The organism is Bradyrhizobium sp. 62, assembly GCF_023073035.1.
In the GTDB taxonomy this organism is placed as follows: domain Bacteria; phylum Pseudomonadota; class Alphaproteobacteria; order Rhizobiales; family Xanthobacteraceae; genus Bradyrhizobium.
This window is the reverse complement of the sequence record NZ_JADPIT010000015.1, coordinates 1,357,902-1,376,064: the sequence shown is the minus strand read 5'-3', so window position 1 is coordinate 1,376,064 and position 18,163 is coordinate 1,357,902. Positions and strand designations below refer to the sequence as shown.

Annotated in this window: 20 protein-coding genes; 10 read left to right on the top strand and 10 right to left on the bottom strand. The window is 63.9% G+C overall.

From position 1 onward, the window contains the following. Nucleotides 1–31: 31 nt before the first annotated feature. Nucleotides 32–775 (top strand): hypothetical protein, encoded by a 744-nt coding sequence (locus tag IVB47_RS17200; protein ID WP_247462797.1) that lies wholly within the window; start codon nt 32–34, stop codon nt 773–775. A 56-nt stretch (nt 776–831) separates the two neighbouring features. Here the strand turns inward: IVB47_RS17200 and IVB47_RS17195 are convergent, their stop codons facing one another. Together IVB47_RS17195 and IVB47_RS17190 are read right to left on the bottom strand one after the other, a co-directional pair. Then, entirely contained in the window at nt 832–1,149 is a 318-nt protein-coding gene (locus tag IVB47_RS17195) for a histone (protein ID WP_247462795.1), read from the bottom strand. Between the two features lie 66 nt (nt 1,150–1,215). Further along, nucleotides 1,216–2,619 (bottom strand): deoxyribodipyrimidine photo-lyase, encoded by a 1,404-nt coding sequence (locus tag IVB47_RS17190; protein ID WP_247463200.1) that lies wholly within the window; start codon nt 2,617–2,619, stop codon nt 1,216–1,218. Nucleotides 2,620–2,812: 193 nt separating this feature from the next. On the opposite strand from IVB47_RS17190, the gene IVB47_RS17185 reads away from it, so the two are divergent. Next, nucleotides 2,813–4,543 carry a Cache 3/Cache 2 fusion domain-containing protein gene (locus tag IVB47_RS17185; protein ID WP_247462793.1) on the top strand — a complete coding sequence of 577 codons (1,731 nt, stop codon included), beginning with the start codon at nt 2,813–2,815 and terminating at the stop codon, nt 4,541–4,543. A gap of 56 nt (nt 4,544–4,599) precedes the next feature. Here the strand turns inward: IVB47_RS17185 and IVB47_RS17180 are convergent, their stop codons facing one another. Then, nucleotides 4,600–5,259, bottom strand: a complete 660-nt coding sequence (locus IVB47_RS17180; RefSeq protein ID WP_247462791.1) for a peroxiredoxin — start codon at nt 5,257–5,259, stop codon at nt 4,600–4,602. A gap of 392 nt (nt 5,260–5,651) precedes the next feature. Here IVB47_RS17180 and IVB47_RS17175 point away from each other — a divergent pair, with 392 nt between their 5' ends. Next, on the top strand, nt 5,652–6,224 hold the full coding sequence (locus IVB47_RS17175; protein ID WP_247361822.1) for a hypothetical protein: 573 nt from the start codon (nt 5,652–5,654) through the stop codon (nt 6,222–6,224). 40 nt (nt 6,225–6,264) lie between these two features. On the opposite strand, the gene IVB47_RS17170 is transcribed toward IVB47_RS17175, so the two are convergent. The 5 genes from IVB47_RS17170 to IVB47_RS17150 form a co-directional block, all read right to left on the bottom strand. Further along, on the bottom strand, nt 6,265–8,130 hold the full coding sequence (locus IVB47_RS17170; RefSeq protein ID WP_027567438.1) for an alkaline phosphatase family protein: 1,866 nt from the start codon (nt 8,128–8,130) through the stop codon (nt 6,265–6,267). Between the two features lie 1,019 nt (nt 8,131–9,149). Further along, entirely contained in the window at nt 9,150–9,467 is a 318-nt protein-coding gene (locus tag IVB47_RS17165; protein WP_247462789.1) for a LuxR C-terminal-related transcriptional regulator, read from the bottom strand. A gap of 48 nt (nt 9,468–9,515) precedes the next feature. Then, the gene (locus tag IVB47_RS17160; protein WP_247396837.1) at nt 9,516–10,739 is read right to left on the bottom strand and encodes an ABC transporter permease; all 1,224 of its coding nucleotides are present in this window, start codon (nt 10,737–10,739) and stop codon (nt 9,516–9,518) included. Beyond that, on the bottom strand, nt 10,736–11,461 hold the full coding sequence (locus IVB47_RS17155; RefSeq protein ID WP_247396840.1) for an ABC transporter ATP-binding protein: 726 nt from the start codon (nt 11,459–11,461) through the stop codon (nt 10,736–10,738). Before IVB47_RS17155 ends, IVB47_RS17160 begins: the two co-directional genes overlap by 4 nt. Beyond that, nucleotides 11,458–12,885, bottom strand: a complete 1,428-nt coding sequence (locus tag IVB47_RS17150) for an efflux RND transporter periplasmic adaptor subunit (protein WP_027567435.1) — start codon at nt 12,883–12,885, stop codon at nt 11,458–11,460. Before IVB47_RS17150 ends, IVB47_RS17155 begins: the two co-directional genes overlap by 4 nt. 598 nt (nt 12,886–13,483) lie before the next feature. Here IVB47_RS17150 and IVB47_RS17145 point away from each other — a divergent pair. From IVB47_RS17145 to IVB47_RS17120, 6 genes are all read left to right on the top strand, one after another. Then, on the top strand, nt 13,484–14,143 hold the full coding sequence (locus IVB47_RS17145; RefSeq protein ID WP_247462787.1) for a response regulator: 660 nt from the start codon (nt 13,484–13,486) through the stop codon (nt 14,141–14,143). A gap of 165 nt (nt 14,144–14,308) precedes the next feature. Beyond that, entirely contained in the window at nt 14,309–14,710 is a 402-nt protein-coding gene (locus IVB47_RS17140; protein WP_027567433.1) for a hypothetical protein, read from the top strand. Between the two features lie 119 nt (nt 14,711–14,829). Beyond that, a complete protein-coding gene (locus IVB47_RS17135) occupies nt 14,830–15,222 on the top strand; it encodes a curlin (protein ID WP_247462785.1) in 393 nt (130 codons plus the stop codon). 32 nt (nt 15,223–15,254) lie between these two features. Then, entirely contained in the window at nt 15,255–15,632 is a 378-nt protein-coding gene (locus tag IVB47_RS17130; RefSeq protein ID WP_027567431.1) for a curlin, read from the top strand. A 148-nt stretch (nt 15,633–15,780) separates the two neighbouring features. Continuing rightward, complete coding sequence (locus IVB47_RS17125; protein ID WP_247361812.1) at nt 15,781–16,122, top strand: curlin; 342 nt, start codon at nt 15,781–15,783, stop codon at nt 16,120–16,122. Between the two features lie 20 nt (nt 16,123–16,142). Further along, entirely contained in the window at nt 16,143–16,433 is a 291-nt protein-coding gene (locus IVB47_RS17120; protein WP_247462783.1) for a hypothetical protein, read from the top strand. A 53-nt stretch (nt 16,434–16,486) separates the two neighbouring features. Here the strand turns inward: IVB47_RS17120 and IVB47_RS17115 are convergent, their stop codons facing one another. Further along, a complete protein-coding gene (locus tag IVB47_RS17115; RefSeq protein ID WP_027567428.1) occupies nt 16,487–16,771 on the bottom strand; it encodes a hypothetical protein in 285 nt (94 codons plus the stop codon). A 281-nt stretch (nt 16,772–17,052) separates the two neighbouring features. Here IVB47_RS17115 and IVB47_RS17110 point away from each other — a divergent pair, with 281 nt between their 5' ends. Then, nucleotides 17,053–17,493 (top strand): hypothetical protein, encoded by a 441-nt coding sequence (locus tag IVB47_RS17110; protein ID WP_247462781.1) that lies wholly within the window; start codon nt 17,053–17,055, stop codon nt 17,491–17,493. A gap of 1 nt (nt 17,494) precedes the next feature. On the opposite strand, the gene IVB47_RS17105 is transcribed toward IVB47_RS17110, so the two are convergent. Then, the coding region (locus IVB47_RS17105; protein ID WP_247462780.1) for a GNAT family N-acetyltransferase at nt 17,495–18,163 on the bottom strand (669 nt) is incomplete at its 5' end.

Sequence of the window (18,163 nt, the reverse complement as noted above, 5' to 3'; positions counted from 1 at the left end):
CATTTCAGTGGCCCTTTCACAGGTGATTTCCATGAAGAAGGCGAGACGCGCATTGCTTGGCAGGTCCCTGAAGCCGGTCCGGATTGCCTGCATCAATTACGCGGAGCCGACGATCAGCGGCCGCAAGATGGCCAGGCTCACAGCGGCGCTCCAGAAATGCTACGACAAGCACTTCCTGCCGGTGTGGGGCTATCCGGTCGACCTCTATGTCAGCGAAAAGCCGAAGCCGGGCGAGTGGCAGCTGGTCTATTTTGACGAGGCCTCCCACAAGAACATGCTCGGCCGCCATGAGCTGACGCATCGCCGCCAGCCGATCTCAAAGATCTTCGTCAAGGCGCTGGGCGATGAGCCGGTCAGCGTGGCGGCCTCGCACGAGCTGTTCGAGATGGTGCTCGATCCCATGGCCAATCTCTGGGCCGACAAAAACCCGAACACCCAATATGCCTATGAGGTCTGTGACGCCGTGGAAGAGGACACCTTCTTCGTCGCCGGCTTCGAGATGTCGAACTTCGTCCATCCGTCCTGGTTCGAACCGTTCAAGCATCCCCGGGGCACCAAGTTCGACCACAAGGGAACGCTGAAAGAGCCGTTCTCGATGACCGAGGGTGGCTACGTCATCAAGAAGGTCAACGGCAGGAAGGTGATCAAGGCGTTCGGCTCGCCCGAGAAGCGTCGGCGCTTCAACGCCGAGGACCGGCGCGGTCATCGCAGCGAATTCCGCGATCCGCAGGGCGAGCATCACCCGGGCCGGCGTGCAGCCAAGCGGCGAGGGTAGGGCATCGCTGGAGCCGTCTCCGGGCGCGTCCGCCCCCGGAGACCTCGGCGTTGGGATCAGCGCTTGGCCTTCTTGGGCTTCTTTTTCGACTTGGTCGCCTTCTTGGCAGTCTTCTTTGCCGTTTTCTTGGCGGCCTTCTTCGACGACTTCTTTGCAGCTTTCTTCGAAGCCTTCTTGGTGGCCTTCTTCGAAGTTTTCTTCGCAGCCTTCTTGGCTTTCTTCTTGGAAGCCTTCTTCGGCGCTACCTTCTTCGCGACCTTCTTGGCGGCCTTCCTGACCTTCTTCACCGCAGTGACAGCTGCATCCTTGGTCGCTTCCACGGCGGCGGTGATCGTGTCCATCGCCTGTTCGGTGATCGGCTTGTCGTCGTCCATAGTGTCCCCCACGGTTTGCATGGAGCGATGACGATAGCGCGTTTCATAATTGTGTCAAAGCAACGCTCAACCTTTGCGGATCTTGGCGTAGGCGGCGAGCGCGCGCTCTCGTCCCTTGGCATGATCGACGATCGGCTGCGGATAGGTCTTGCCGAGCGTGACGCCGGCGCTCGCAAGCTCGATCGGCGTGGCCTCCCAGGGCTTGTGGATCAACTTGGCCGGCACGTCCTTTAGCTCGGGCACCCAGCGCCGGACATAGGCTCCATCCGGGTCGAATTTCTCGCCCTGGAGCACCGGATTGAACACGCGGAAATAGGGCGCCGCGTCGGCGCCGCAGCCGGCGACCCACTGCCAGTTGGCGGGATTGCTGCCGGCATCCGCATCGACCAGCGTGTCCCAGAACCAGCTTTCGCCGTCGCGCCAGTCGATCAGGAGGTGCTTGACCAGAAATGAGGCGACCACCATTCGCACCCGGTTGTGCATCACGCCGGTGTGCCAGAGCTCGCGTAGGCCGGCGTCAACGATGGGATAGCCGGTGCGTCCGCGCTGCCAGGCGGCGAGCGCCTTGGCGTCGGGCTTCCATGGGAAGCCGTCGAAATTCGCTTGCAGGTTTTTGGTGGCAAGGTTGGGGTGGTCGTGGAGCAGGTGCCGGCAGAACTCACGCCAGCCAAGCTCGCTCAGGAACTTGTCGACACCGGGTCCGATCGCAGGGTTCTCCGCCGCGGCGAACCGCGCGGCGTGCCAGACCTGGCGCGGGCTGAGCTCGCCGAACCTCAAATGCGGTGACAGATGTGAGGTGCCCTCGCGGTCCGGGCGGTCGCGATCGCCGACATAGCCTTGTGCAGTGTGCTTGAGGAAATTGCGCAGGCGGGCGCGGGCGGAGGCTTCGCCGGGGGTCCATGTCTCGCGCAGGCCGCCGGCCCAATCGGGCTTGCGCGGCTCGAGCTTCCAGGCCTCCAGCGCGTCGCTGGCGACCGTCGGCGCAGGACGCAGCTCCTTCGGTGCCGGCAGGGGCTTCGGCGGATCGCCGAGCGCCAGCACGCGCCGCCAGAATGGCGTGAACACGCGCAGGCCGCGGCCTTCCTTGTTGCGGATCGCCGCGGGCGGAACGAGCAAGTCGCCCGGGAAACTTTGCGAGTCCACGCCGATCTTTGCCAGTGCCGCTTCGAGCTGCCGCTCGATCGCCTGATGCGGCGCCTGTGCGATCCCGTTCCAGTAGACCGAACGCGCTCCGCTCTCACGCGCCACCTCCGCGATCACCCTGGCCGCCCGCCCCTTACGCAGGATCAGCGATCCGCCGCGGCTGGCAATGTCGGCGCCGAGCGCCCGCAGCGACTGCGCCAGCCACCAGCGCGCCCCGGCGCCCGGCGCTCGCCCGGCCGCGTCGTCCAGCACATAGAGGCAGATCACCGGCGCCCTGGTCGTCGCAGCGGCCTTGGCGGCAGCGTGGAGGGCCGGGTGGTCGGACAGGCGGAGGTCGTCGCGAAACCAGACGATGATGGGCGGAGCACTTGGCGTGGTCCTTGGCGTAGTTCTGGGCGTGGTCAGGGTGGCCTCGTTAACGATTTGGAAAGCATGTCGCGGGGCGGCGATTGGAACCGCCGTTAATGTGACCGTAAGCCGATTGCACGAATATGCAGGAATTACGGAGGTAATTTCATTCATGTACGGACGAGCAACGGCGAAGTTTCTGCCGCAATTCAAGCTTGGCACCAAGGCGCTCCTGTGCGCCGTGCTGCTGATCGCTATGAATACGGCGCTCGTGGTCGGCGCCGGCTATTGGTCGCTCAGCTCCGCTTTCAACGATCGCGCGCTCCGCGACATCGAGGTGAGTTTGCGCACGCTGGCGCTGGCCTTTGCCGAAATCGTTCCCGATGCGAAGATCACGATGCGGGATGGCGCGGTCGCGCGCGCCGAGATTCCCAAGATGCCGGACTTTAGGGATCACGCCATCGTCGATCGCGCGGTGTCCTATGTCGGCGGCAACGCGACCCTGTTCGTGTTCGACGATGCGAGCGGGCAGTTCGTGCGGCGCTCGACCAACGTGAAGAAGGAAAATGGCGACCGTGCCGTCGGGACCCAGCTTGCCGCCGATCACCCGGCGCAGGCGCTGCTGCGTCGTGGCGAGGCCTACAAGGGCCCGGCCACCCTGTTCGGCAAGTCCTTCATGACCGCCTATTTCCCGGTCGCCGACGCCAGCGGCAAGGTCGCCGGCATCCTCTATGTCGGCATCCCGATGGCCCAGTTCGAGAGCATGCTGGCCCAGACGATCGAGAGCATGGCGGCTGCCGCCGGCCTCGCCGCGTTGCTGGTGCTGGTCCTGACCTTGCTGGTCGTCCGCCGTGTCACCAAGCCGCTTACCTCGGTCACGCGCTCGCTGACCGCGCTCGCCGAAGGCCAGAGCGACGTCGAGATCGATTGCGAAAATCGCGCCGACGAGATCGGCGAGATCGCCCGCACGGTCGCGGTGTTCAGGAGCAATTCGCAGGAGCGGGCGCGGATGCGCAGCGAGCAGGCGGCGGCTTCGGCCGCAGCCGCCGAGCAGCGCAAATCCGAGCTGCGCAATTTCGTCGAGGAGTTCCGGGGCGGGGTCGGCGGCATTCTCGACAAGGTGCTGACATCGTCAGGGGAATTCGAGCGGACGGCGCGGCAGCTCACCGACACCGCGCGCTCCACCGCAGATCTGTCGGCGCGGTCGGCGGGAGCTTCCGAAAACGCCTCCGAGCACGTGCGTTCGGCGGCGTCGGCTTCGGACGAGCTGTCTCAATCGATCTCTGAAATCACTCGGCGGGTGCAGGAATCGAACGTCATTTCCGCTGAGGCCGTGCGGCAGGCCGAGGCGACCGATCAGCGCATCGCGCAGCTCTCCGAGGCTGGCGCGCGCATCGGCGATGTCGTCAAGCTGATCACCTCGATCGCCGAGCAGACCAACCTCCTGGCGCTGAACGCGACCATCGAGGCCGCGCGCGCGGGCGATGCCGGCCGCGGCTTTGCGGTGGTGGCCCAGGAGGTCAAGACGCTCGCCGGCCAAACCGCCAAGGCGACCGACGAGATCTCGAACCAGATCGCCAGCATGCAGCTTGCGACCGAGGAATCGGTTGTCGCCATCAAGGCGATCAGCCAGACCATCGAGCGCATCAGCGGCATCGCGGGCTCGATCTCGGCGGCGGTCGAGCAGCAGAAGAGTGCGACCCAAAACATCGTCGCCAGCGTTCGCGCGGCGGTATCGGGCACGGCCGATGTCGCCGTCAACGTCCGTCAGGCCGCCGAGGGTGCGAACGAGACGGGTGAGACGTCCAGCCGGATGTTTGCCTCCGCCCAGGCGTTGTCGGGCGAGAGCCTGCATCTGAAAGCTGAGGTCGAGGGCTTCCTCGAACGCGTGCGCGCGGCGTAAGAGCTGACATCGTCATCCCGGGTGATGCTGACGCATCGCCCGGAATGACAGTTGGGTTATTTCGGCTGCGGCACGATCCGGATGTAGGGCTTCGGCTCCTTCCAGCCCTGCGGGTAGATCGTCTTGGCCTCGTCATTGGAGACCGAGCCCGCGATGATGACGTCGTCGCCCTGCGACCAGTCGGCCGGGGTCGCGACGCGGTGCTTGGCGGTGAGCTGGAGCGAGTCGATGACGCGGAGGATCTCCTGGAAGTTCCGGCCCGTCGTCATCGGATAGACCAGCACCAGCTTGATCTTCTTGTCCGGCCCGATGATGAAGACGTTGCGGACGGTCTGGTTGTCAGCGGCGGTGCGGGTGAGGGGATCGCCCGAGATCGCGGCCGGCAGCATGCCGTACAGCTTGGAGACGTTGTAATCGGTGTCGCCGATCATCGGATAGTTCGGGGCCGCGCCTTGCGTCTCCTTGATGTCGTCCGACCATTTGGCATGGCGATCGACCGGATCGACCGAGAGGCCCATCAGCTTGACGCCGCGCTTGTCGAATTCCGGCTTGAGCTTGGCGAGCGCGCCGAGCTCGGTCGTGCAAACCGGCGTGAAGTCCTTCGGGTGCGAGAACAGCAGCGCCCAGCTATTGCCGATCCAGTCGTGGAACTTGATCTTCCCTTCGGTGGTCTCGGCTTCGAAATCGGGGGCGGTGGCGCCGATCGGAAGTGTCATGGTTCTACCTCATGCTATTGAGTTTACTTGAGAATTCATCTTTGACCCACATGACCATTATAAGGTCTTCGCGATCCCAAGTGAACGCTAACTGAACCGCTTCAAGTAAAATGTGAATTCCTTCTTTGAAGGCCTGATTTTCTAGCACCTTTTTGTTACAGCGGCGCCTGCGGCGAAACATCTCCACCGGGGCTATACGGGCGTGATTGCCCCGAGAAAGCCTTTTATGACTTCCATCACCCTCGCCCGTCGCTTCCCAGAACCAAAATGGTCCTGACAGCGACCAATTGGCAACTATCTCGAAAAGTCGCGATCCCCGTACCGAATCATTAACCACCCCTTTACGCCGGCATGAAAATGCTGGCCGATCAGAAGAAATCTGGAAGTGAACTATGTCTGCCGCTGCGCATAAGTCTGTTGAGTCGCCGTCCCTCGAACCGTCCTGCCGCGATACCTCGGCCCATGCACTGACTATCGTGCGCGACGGCGTGATCACGGGCGAAGGCCCGACCACCAAGGGAAGGGTGCACTTCTCCCGCTCGCTCGATGCCGATGACACCGCCTGGTGCGTCCGCATTCTCACCGCCTCGGCCGTCAACGACCAGCCGGTCAGCCGTGCTGAAGCCGAAGCGCTGTTCGAGATCAACGAAGCTGCGACCGAGCGCACCGATGGTGGCCGGTTCGACGATTTGCTGGCCAAGGCGGTCGCCCATTATGCGGCGAGCGCCTCGGGCTTGAAGGTGCCGCCGCGCAGCGTCGCGCTGTCGGCCGAGTCCGATATCGAGGGGTGGGCGCCGTCCTATGCCTCCAAGGTCAACAGCGAAATGCTCGAGTGGATCGCCGGCCAGATGCGCGGCAAGCGCCAGAACAACCGTCGCCTGATGGCTATGGTGGCGACCTTCCTGGGCGCCACCGCGCTGCCTCTGGCGGGCCAATTGCCGAACGTGTTCGACATCGGCATGTAAAATTCTGCGCCTCTCACGAGGACGCATTTGAACGGCGGGGTTATTTCCCCGCCGTTTTTTGTTTGCCGGTGTCCAACTCGAGGCCGAGCGTGCGGCCCGGGAAACCGGCAGTGTCGAAATAGCGCTGGCTGCCGACGCGCTGGAAGTTCAGCACGGTCTGAAGGCCGTTCTCTGACTTCTTCGACTTCTCGACCCCCTTGTACGCCTTCGGCACGATGCCGTTGGGCATGGCCTCCGACATCACGCGGCCGACGAGGCCGCCGTTCTGCGATGCGCGCAGGCCGAGGAGCTGGGCGGCCGTCATGCCGACGTCGGCATTGCTGACCGGGATCTCGCTGACATAGCCGGTTTTGAAGTCCGGACCGATCGCGGCCATGAAGTTCATGGTGTCGCCGCGGCTGAAGCTGCCATGCATGCCCTGGCCCTGGCGCAGCACGGTGTCGGCGACGTGCACCGAGCAGTTGGTCGGCGCCTCGCCGCAATCGCTGGCATAGGAGCGGAAGTTGACGACGATCGCCGGCGTCGGCGTCGCCGCCTTGCCGCGCAGGTTGACGCTCGACAGCGGCAGCGTGCCGGGGAAGCGGCCGAGCGAGTCGTCGACGAACAGGCCGGAGACGTAATCCTGCTCGAGCAGCACCTTGACGGTCTTGGCCGCCAGCTTCTTGTCCTTGTTCGGCAAATAGATCAGGTCGGAGCCGCCATTGGTGGCGACGATGAGATCGGGCTTTTCCGGATCCTTGCCGAGCACGCCGTTGCCGGCCTTGGGGTGCTTGTTGCCCTCGACCTTGGCGTTCTTGTCGTTGGGATCGAACAGCGGCAGGTCGAGCGCCTTGGCAAGGTCGAGCGCCAGAAAGCCCATCGGCAAAAAGTCCTTCGGCGTGTCGTCATAGCTGACCTTGGCCGAGGGGCTGGTCTTGCTTTCCTTGGAGATGGTCGAGAAGCCGTGGTCGGCCTGGACCATGATGTTGGTGTTTGCGGCAAGGCCGAGCTCGTCCAGCGCCTTGCGGAGCTGGGCGAGATTGTTGTCGGCATTCTTGATGCCGGCCATCGAGGTCGGCCCGTTGATGCCGGGCATGATCTGGTTGAGGCTGTCGCCGGTGTTGTGCTGACTGCCGTCGGGGTCGCGCGACCAGAACACCAGCACGAACGGCTTGTTGCGTGCCTTGAACATCGGCAGCACGACCTTGGCCGCGACGTCGGCGAAATAGGCCTGCTGCGCGACGTTGGCCGCCGTGGTGCCGGGCGTCTTGGCATCGCCCGCCTTGGAGTTGTCGCCGCGCGGCGGCGTGGCGAGGGGCAGGCCGGCCTTGGTGAGAGCGGCCTTGATCTCGTCCGATAGCGCCACGCCGTTCTTGCCGCCTGTGGCGTCGTCGAACACGACCGAATGCAGGCCGGCCTTTTCGGGCTTGTCGGTGTGGTCGAACTGATAGGTCGGACCATGCTTGCCGAGCGCGGCGGTGCTGTAGCCCTTGTCGCGGGCCAACTTCAGGATCGTGTCCTCGTTGAGGTAGTCGCCCTTGAAGTGCTCGTCGATGTCGCCGAGCACGGCGTCGTTCTCGATGAACGGGACGACGGTGTCGCCTGCGGGCACCGAGGTATAGTTGGTCCAGATCGTGTTGGAGAACACGCCGGTGTCGCCGAGATAATGGCCGGTCGACATCGCCGAGCCGTTGGCCATGGTGAAGGTCGGGAATAGCGAGTGCGAATTCTTGAAATTGACGCCCTTGTCGCGGATTTCGGCCATTGCCGGGGCGGTCTCGGGTGTTACCTTCAGCGCCCGCAGACCGTCCGGAATGAACAGGATCAGGTTGCGGGGCGTGTTGTTCTCTGCGGAGGCAGGTCCGGTCGAAAGTCCGGCGGACAACACTGTCAGTCCGGCTGACAGCAACACCAATGAACGGCGCATCAAAATCTCTCCCTGCGAGGCGGCTTGGCCGCCAATCGCGGCCCCCGGCTTCGTTTAGTTTCGCTGCATGACGGTTTTGTTACAAGAGCGGAGCGGCATGTAAAGAAGGGCAGGGACGGTCCGCGTGTCCCGGACGCGCTGCAGCGCACGGCCAAGAGGCGTTGCGCAGCGTCCGGGGCACGAGACAGGAATTTTGGCGGGCAGCTGCTTCAACATCGTCATTGCGAGCGTAGCGCGAAGCAATCCAGAATCTTTCCGCGGCGCGGCTCTGCGGAACGCAGCAATCCAGACTGTCTCGGTGCGGAAGGACTGGATTGCTTCGCTGCGCTCGCAATGACGGTGCTTCGCTGCGCTCGCAATGACGGAGTGAGTGGCTGGCAGCGTCACGTTTCCATTCGCATTCCGGATCGCAGACACACCTTCGCCGTCTCGCGGCTTGTTTTGCCCGAGCTTTGCTTCTTCGCCTCCCCCTCAAATGAAAGAGGGCGCAGGGAAGACCGGGTGCCGGCTGGCACCCGCGGTCCACTGTGCGAAATTGTCGTAACAAGATTGCACAGCGGCATACAGGTGAAGCCCAACATCTGGCCTTCCCTGCGCAGTGGTTTTACGGCTTATGGCGTGCTCTCCCCGGGGAGCGATGCACTATTGCCCCCGTCGCCTTGCGGATGGCTGATGCGTGTGCCCGGTTGAGCCACCACATCACCGCAACGTTTGGCGCACAGACCCCGGGCGCCAGGACCACACGATTTTGCCGTACGCGGATCACACCCGTCGTGTGCGCGAGGCCTTCACTCACGGTTACCCGCCCTGCGAAGCCGTTCGCGCCGATGTGACTAACGTCCACCGCCGTCCGGCCCGCGTTCGTGACGATCGCGATACGCCCCTCTTCCTTGGGCCGGAGTGAGAAATGTCTAACAAAAATCCGAATTCTAATAAAGAGAAATATATTGCCACCGTTCCGTTGACCCCGGACTTGGGTGTTTCGTCTGAAATGACGCAAGGAATTGTGGCCGGAGCGTTCAATCCGGCGCCGTCGGCACCGGCGTATTCTGCGCGACCGCCTTGGCCGGCGCTGCCGTCGCCGAATTGCGGCCGCCATTGGCCAGGTTGCGGCGAAGCGATGGCGGCGCCGCCTGCAGGGCGAAGATGATCGCGATCTGGGTCCGGTTCTGGAGGCGGTATTTGCGCATGATGTTGCCGATATGCGCCCGCACCGTGTTCTCCGAGATCTTGAGCTCGTACGCGATGTTCTTGTTCTGCATCCCGCGTGCGATCAGCATCATCAGGTCCCGCTCGCGCGGTGTCGGCGTGATCGAATGTTTCGGATCCGGACTCATGACTGCTCCTCCGTGGCCTTTGGTCGATGCGAACACCCCAGCATGTTCTCACTCCGTCTTGAGTGCCTCTATCGGACTGAGCTTGGATGCCTTGTGGGCGGGATAAAAGCCGAAGACCAGGCCGGTCGCGATCGAGAAGGCGAGGGCAAGGCCGATCGCCTGGCCGTCGATCGAGGTGATCCATCCCGCCATGCGAGCGACCGTCATCGAGAGCGTGACGCCGGCACCGACGCCGATCGCGCCGCCGAGCAGGCAGAGCACGAGCGCCTCGCAGAGAAACTGAAGACGGATGTCCCGCATCCGCCCGCCAAGCGCGCGGCGGATTCCGATTTCGCGCGTGCGCTCGGTGACCGACACGATCATGACGTTCATGATGCTGATGCCGCCAACGAGCAGCGAGACCGAGGCGATGGCGACGAGCAGGAGCGCAACGGTGCGGATCGCTCCCTGCTGCGCTTCCATGGCGGCGGCCGGATCCTGGACCTTGAAGTCGTCCTCCTGGCCAGCGGGAATACGGTGGCGCTGCCGCAGCAGGTTTTCGATCTCCGTTCGCGCGCCCGCCATCTGTCCGTCGGCGGCCACCTTGGCGATGATGTAGGCGACCGAATCCCGGTTGATGTTGCTTGCGCTGCCGAGGAAGCGCAACTTGGCCGTGGTGAGCGGCACGAAGGCCACGTCGTCCTGCGCCGGTCCCTTGCGATCGAGAACACCGACCACTTCGAGCGGCACCTTCATGATCCTGATCTGGGCGCCGATCGGGTCCTCGCCGGGCGCGAACAGCTCATGCGCCACCGTGCTGCCGAGGATCACGACTTTACCGGCGCCTGCCTCCTCGCTTCCGGAAAAATAGCGCCCGGTCGCAAGCTGCCAGTCGCGCACCATGAAGTGCCCGGTTGTCGTCCCGTTGATGGTCGTGTTCCAGTTCTTGCTCTCGTGAATGATTTGGGCCGTTCCTGCAATCGAGCCGGCCGCAGCCTGGATCTCGGGGATCTGCTCGAGGATCGCCTGCACGTCACTCTCGGTCATGGTGAGCTTGCTGCCATCCTTGAGACGTACGCCGCCCTGGTAGACCGCGCCGGGGTTGATCATCAGCACGTTGGCGCCGATCGAGCGGATCTGCTCCTGGAGCCGAAGTTGCGCGCCGGACCCGATCGCAAACACGGTCACGATGGAGGCGACGCCGATCACGATGCCGAGCATGGTGAGGATGCTGCGCAATGGATTGAGGCGCAAGGCGTGCAACGCGATCTGGAAGCCCTGGAGCATCGTCATGGCGCAGCGCTCCGTTTCGGCAGGATCGGGACCAGCGTTTCGTCAGCGACGAGCTCGCCGTCATGCAGGCGGATCGTGCGCCGGCACTGGGTCGCGATGCCGGGATCATGCGTGATCATCACGATGGTCTGACCGGTGCGGTTGAGCGCGGCGAACAGGGCCAGTATCTCGGCGCCGGTACGGCTGTCGAGCGCGCCGGTCGGCTCGTCGGCGAGCACGATCAGCGGAGAGGCGATCAGGGCGCGCGCGATCGCGACGCGCTGCTGCTCGCCGCCCGAGAGCTGCCGCGGGAAGTGGTGGGCCCGGTGCACCATGCCGACGGCCTCCAGGCTCTGCTCGGCGCGGGCCAGACGTTCCTTGCGGCCGATGCCGCAATAGACCAGCGGCAGCGCGACGTTCTCGATCGCATTGTGGCGCGCGAGCAGATTGTAGGACTGGAATACGAAGCCGATGCTGCGGGCGCGCAGGGACGACCGGTGGTCTTCCGAGAGATCGGCAACGTCGGTTCCCTCGAGATAGAGCGCGCCCTCGCTCGGCAGGTCGAGCAGCCCTAGCATGTTCATCAGCGTCGATTTTCCCGAGCCGGACGGTCCCATCACCGCGACGATCTCGCCTCGCTCGATGTCGAAGCTGACGTTGCGCACCGCGGCCACCGCCACTCCGTCGGCGCGATAGGTCCTGGAGACCGACTGCAGGCTGATGAGGGGCGGGAGGGCCGTCATGATCCGAACCTGATGCCGAGAAACTCCATGCCGGCCGGCCGGATGGCCTGACCCACAGCGACCTGGCTGCCCTCGACGAGGTCTCCGCTCCTGAGCGCGACCTGTTCGGTGCCGGCCGCGCCGACGGTCACGGGAATACGCCGGAGCGAGCCGCTTGCAGTGCGCGCCCACACCCCGCTTCGCGCCGCGGCATCCGGCTGCGTGCCGGAGGGCTGGAAGCGCAACGCGGCAAGCGGCACTTTCAACACGTCGTCCTGCCGCTCGATCACGATCTTCACCAGGGCGGTCATGCCGGGCAGCAACGCGCCGTCGAGATTGGAGGTCGCCAGGACGACGGTGTAGGTCACGACGTGCTGCTGGTTCTGCGGTGCCTTGCGCACCTGCCGCACCACCGCCTCGAAGCGGCGGTCCGGGTAGGCATCCACCGTGAAATGGGCGCGCTGATCGGGGGCGATGCGCCCGATATCGGCTTCGTCGACCTGCGCGTGGATTTCCATGTCCTCCAGTCGGTGCGCGACCACGAACGTGGTGCGCGATTCCAGTCCGACCGCGAGCGTCTGGCCCTCGTTGACGAACCTGCCGACGACGACACCATCGATCGGCGACCGGATCACGGTGCGGTCGAGATCGGCCTGGGCCGCAGCGAGAACGGCCGCCTTCTCCGGCACGGCCATTCGTGCCTGCTGCAATTCCGCCTCGATCCGGCGGATATCGGCCTGCGCGCCGTCGACTGAGTAGGCGTTCAGGGACATGAGGACTTCGGCTTCGCGCTCTTGGGCAAGCCTCGCGGTGAACTCCGTCTGGGCGTCATCCACCGCCGTTATCGCCACGACGTTTTGTGACTGTAGAGCCAGCTTGCGCTGCAAGGTCTTCTGCGCCGACGCCTTGACCGCCTGCGCGCTGTCGAGCTTGGCCACGAGTACGTCTCTGCTGCCCCTGGCGTTTTGCAGATCGATCCTGGCGCGGTCGAGCTTGGCCCGCTCGATGTCGACAAAGGAGTTCGCCACCGCCACCGCCGCCCTGGCTTCGTCGACCTTGGCCGCAAAGCTGCGCGGATCGATCAGGGCAAGCGGCTGATCCTTGCTGACAGTGTCGTTGAAATCGACATAGACCCGGGCGAGCTGCCCGGACAGCTGGGAACCCACCTCGATCGTCTTGACCGGCTGCAGGGCGCCGGTGACGGTGATGGTCTGCTCGATGCTGCCGCGCTGGATTGAGGCAAAGCGGAACACGGGAGCATCCGATCCGAAGCTCCGTGCTTCCGGCCCGACGGGTTTGAGCAGCCGTTGGGTCGATTCATAGGCGCGGGCCGCTTTCTCCGCCGCGGCCCCGGCCGCGTCGCCGATGACGGCCGGCCCCGCGGCGTAGACCGTGGCGAGGCCGCATGCAGTTCCGAGCAAGGCAATAACTGGCACAAATCGCATATCAAAAACCCCGCCTCTTGAAATGGCATCGTTGGCGGCACAGACAAAGGTCGCGCTATGGTTGTAAATCCCAGAAAACGCAGTCGATCGTCAGTGTGTCGCTGTTGCCGGGGCGACGGTCGGGCGCGCTTGATGATCCAGAAGTAAAGTCTGCGGGGTGCTATCTTTCGTGACTTGCCGGAAATGCATACGGAGCGTATCGATATGACGCGCGCGGTATCGAACTCGACAAGCTGACTGAACGTCCCGTCTGCTCTGGCCGAAGCGGCCAGCGCCCGGCGTTCAAGTCGGCACGTGGGTGGCGACGCCATGACGCAGTCGGCGATACCGAAGTTCCGACGCCAGATCGTCGCATTGTCGATATCGCGCATCGCCGTGATGCCGCAGGTCGCCAGGGCGAATCCCCCCAATCACGAAACCCGATATGTGAACGCCTTCACTCGTCTTGAACGGGTGTTGGCCCTAAGACGTCGAAGCGGCGGACCGGAGCGACTCGCTCGATCCCCGCGAATTCATCCAAGCACCTTGATCTCGCTTGCAAGAAGAATGGATGGCTCGTTGCTTGTTCATCGAGCCCCAAGCCGGGGAGCCCGTTGCCATGAGTTCAGGTCAAGCCACAGTTTATGTCATTGACGACGAGATCCAGATTCGAACCGCGATCGGAAGTCTCTGCGAGGAGACCGGGCATCAGGTAAAATTGTTTGCATCGACCGACGAGTTTCTCGGGGAGATTATTTCCGGCGGGCCTTCATGCCTCGTGCTCGACGTCCGCTTTCCCGGCACCGCGCCGACCGGCCTCGAGCTTCAGCGCCGGCTCGCCGAGACGGGCGTGCTGATCCCGATCGTCTTCATCAGTGGCCATTCCGACGTCCGCGTCTCGGTCGAGGCGATGAAGCGCGGCGCAGTCGAGTTTCTTCCAAAACCCTTCCGCGAGCAGGAGATCCTCGACGCGATCAGGCACGGCATCGAGCGCGACCGCAGGCGGCTCGAACGCGAAGATAGCGTGCGCGAAGCGCGCCAGCGCGTCGAGACGCTGACGGCGAGGGAGCGCGAGATCATGCTGTTGATGGCGGAAGGTCTCGTCGCCAAGCAGATCGCCGCGAGACTCGGCGTGAGCGAAGTGACGGCCAAGGTCCATCGCACCAGGATGATGCGAAAGCTGGAGCTTCGTTCGCCGATCGAGGTGGTGCGGTTGGTCGACAGCATGGGACGCGAAGACGAGACGGCACGAATCGCCTCGGGCCAACCGTACAGCTAGTGCCGCGGGCACCAAGGCATCGCGCAACGTCTAGTCCGTACCGATTAGCATGAACTGCAGTCTGTCGCACGCAGCACGATCGGTTCAAAGTCTGTCCTGCGATGTCGGCCTCCTCCAAGACGGCATCCGAACCCAGTCAGAGATCTTAGCCAGAAAGGATATTCCATGCGCAAATTGTTTTTTGCTTCCGTTGCCGTGCTCGCCCTGTCCTCCGCCGCGCAGGCCGCCAACACCTCGACCACCGTGCAGGTGGGCGTCGTGAACGGTTCCAGCGTCTCGCAGCAGGGCCTCACCAACGACACCTCTTCGACCAGCCAGCTCGGCATCATCAACAGCGCGAGCACGATGCAGGGCACCAGCGCGGCCTCACTCAACAACGGCAGCACGGTCAACCAGGTCGGCGTGCAGAACTCGGCGACGACCGGCCAGGTGGCGTTCGGCAACAACGGCAGCGCGATCACCCAGAACTCGTTCGGGCCTGCCGCGCTCCAGAACAACGCCGCTGCCGTCGGACAGCTCAGCGTGTTCGGCGTCAACGGCAGCACCGTCTCGCAGACGGCGCACTAAGCCAGCCCCGTTTGGCCGGACGCGTCAACTGCGGCGCGTCCGCGCCATCCTTGAAAGCACCGCCTCGGGCCGGACGACTCGGTGAGAGCTTGTCCGCCGACTTTCGCGGAGGAAATGTCATGCATCAAAAATATCTCGTTGCCACGATCGTCGCGTTCAGCTTGCTGACCGCCGTCGATGCCCAGGCCGGCAACTCGGCCAGCGTGCTGCAATTCGGCACTACCAACAACTCCTTCATTTCGCAGAGTGGCGGCACCAACAACAGCGCCACCACGATGCAATTCGGCGCCACCAATGCTGCGACTACGTTGCAGACGGGTTCGCTCCTTACCGTCAACACTTCGGTGATCGGGCAGGGCGGCACCACCGCGACGGCGTCCAACACCGCGTTACTCGGCCAGGCCGGTGGCTTTAATTCGAGCCTGATCGGCCAGATCGGCGCGAACAACGCGGCGGCCGTCGGACAGCTCGGAATCCTGAACGGCTCGACAATTTTGCAGCAGACTCCTTGATCGCAAATCAATTTTCAGTCGCGAGGCATGTCATGAGGCATTTTTCAGGCGCCGCCTGTGGCGCATTTCTCACCTTGTGTTGCGTGGGCGCCGGATCGGCCGGTGCGCAGACCGCCGACATCAAGACCATCGTATCGCTCGGCGGCCCGCCGGTCGTGCTGAACCAGAACAGCCAGCTCAACATGGCCGGCGTGTTCATGATCGGCGGCAGCACCAGCGCGACCGTCACTCAAAACGGCACGAACAACGCGACCGGAATCCTGCAATTCGGCGGAACGACATCGGCATCGGTCGGGCAGGCGGGCGTGAACAATGTCGCGTTTGTCGGCCAGGCCGGCCAGTCCACCAGCAGTTTCCTGGCTCAGTTCGGTGCGTTCAACTCGGCGACTGTTGTCCAGAATAGCCATTGAGCCGGGCGCGACCTCGTCGTCAGAAATGTAATGGGGGCAAGCGATGAAATGCGCTAGGCTACTCCTGGCATTGGCGGCATTGTTCGCCGTCAGCGTCGCGTCCGAGGCATCCGCCGGATCCGTCCAGCGCGGCGTAACGAACCGGAACGTGAGCATCGAAACGGTCGTGCAGTTCGGCAACAATGTCCAGCCGGTCACGATCGAAGAGAACAGCCGCATCAATATCGCGCGTGTCATCCAGATCGGTGGCACGGGAACGGTCGATGCGACGATCATCCAGAACGGCACGCGAAATTATGTCGACGTGATCCAGGTGGGTGGCACGACCAATTTGGCGATCGGTCAGTCGGGCGTGAGCAACATTGCCGATATCACCCAGGTCGGCAATTCCACCAACGCCCTTCTGCTCCAGATCGGAGACATGAACACGGGAACGGTGCGACAATTCGGGCGCTTCAACTGGCTGTCGATATTTCAGTTCAGCCGGTGATCGTGAAGGCGAGGTGCAATATGAGGTTCATCGCACTTGCAGCAGGAATGAGCATCATGATGGCAATGGCAGCAGGGCCGGCCGGAGCCGGCGAGTCAGGTGACGGCCACACGACCGTAGTTCAGGACGAGAACGGCACGTCCGTCATCACCCAGAGCGGCGATCCGGCGCAGGCCGAGGTCAAGATCGAGAAGGAGCCCGGGCGCACCACGGTCTATCGCCGCAGCGGTGGCAACACCGCCATCGTGACGCAGGGCACCGGAAATGCGCAGGATATGCTGGACTGGCTGCGCAAGCAGCAAGGCCGCTGACGCACGAAGGCCCATCGTCCGTGATGGACGATGGGCCAGATCGTGAGCGGGCGTTACCAGCTGCGATAGACGCCGGTCAGTGTACCGTTGTTATTGCCCTCCGGGCCGACATCGCCCTGCGTCGAGCTCGGCGCCGGATGATTGGTGCCGTTGAGCGCGCCGTATGGTCCAGCGACATCCGGATAGTAGGCGCGGGGCTGAACCGGCTGGTAGGCCGGGGCGGTGCGGTCCCATCCCGCGCGCGATCCGTTCCAATCATAGCCCTGGGCCGAGGCGGCCGACGTGCCCGCGACGAGTGAAGCCGTGATCAGGCAGAGGAGTTTCGACTTGTTCTGCATTGGAGATGCTCCTTGCTTGTGTCGGGAGCCAACGACCGCAGTGCGGGAGCGTTCCGGGTGTCGTCGACCAAACCGATCAACTCCGATCAACTGGTTATGAAGTCCGTTTTCCGGAACACGTGCGACATCAGCCGGAATCCCGGGCGTCTTGCCGCAGTCTGTTCCCCGTTAATGCCGTGCCTTAACCAATAATTAATTATACGTTTGCGGGTGGGCGACAGCCCGGCCTAGCGTGCGGTGGGGAGCCGCTATCCGCGAAGCCAAACGAGTTGGTGCGTATCATGATGTCCAGATCATTTGGGGCGTTGCTCGCCTCGCTCAGCGCAGCCGCGCTGCTCCTTGCTCCCAGCGACAGTTTTGCCAGGCCCGGCGGCACCGTCGCACATGCCGCCACACCTTCCGGTCCGGCGGCGCGTCCGCCGATTGCGCCGGGCGCCAGGTTCCGTGGCCGCAACACGCCCTGGGTCTACTGGCCGGGCGGCGGCGGGTTCTACTATGACAATGCAGGTTACGGTCAGCCTTTTGCCGAGACCGCCCAACCCGTTTCCAGCGACGTTCGCTACACCTATACGTACGACGTTCCCTGGGATTGGACGCATCGCTTCCCGCCGAACGTGGTGCCGTCCGACCGGCCCTACGTGCCGAGCTGTCCGACGGAGCAGGTGACTGTGCCCGGCCGCGGCGGCGGCGAGCACACCGTCAACATCATGCGCTGCTACTGAGCTAGCCCAGCTCGAAACTGGTCACGCCGAAGACGCGGTCGATCCGCAGCGGCGCGATCGGTCCCGTGTACATCCGCGCCGTCTCGAACACCGGCTTCAGCCCCAGCGATTCCGCAAGTGCAATCGCCTCGCGATTGACGGCGGGGACGTCGAGGAAGATCTCGACGCCGTTTGCGCTTTCCAGCAAGGCCTGCACGATCGCCTCCGCCGCCGCGCGGTCGTCGGCGACGAGCGGGCCGATCTTGCGGCCGGTCCGGCACGGCCGGATCACGCCCCATGCTGCGAGCTTGCCATCGCGCAGCAATGCGCGACCGACATGTCCTGACGTGCCGATCCAGGCCCGCAGAAAGGCGCTGCGCGGAGCCGGAAACACCGTTGCATCGTTGGCTTCAACGAGCGCGAACGGGATCGTGTCGAGCGCAACGACATCGGCGGGCGGCCTCGATGGCGCGGCGACGATGCCGCCATAGCGGATATTGGCGTAAGCAAGCTGGAAGCCGGACTTTCTGTAATTATCCTGCCGCGCCACGACGCCGTCGAGACCGATCACGCGAGCGCCCGCATGCGCGATCGCCGCGCTCCAGATGCGCAGGCCGTGGCCTCTGTCGCGATGATCCGATCGCACGATGTAGAAGCCGAGAAACGCGAAGCGATCGTCGTAGTTGACGCA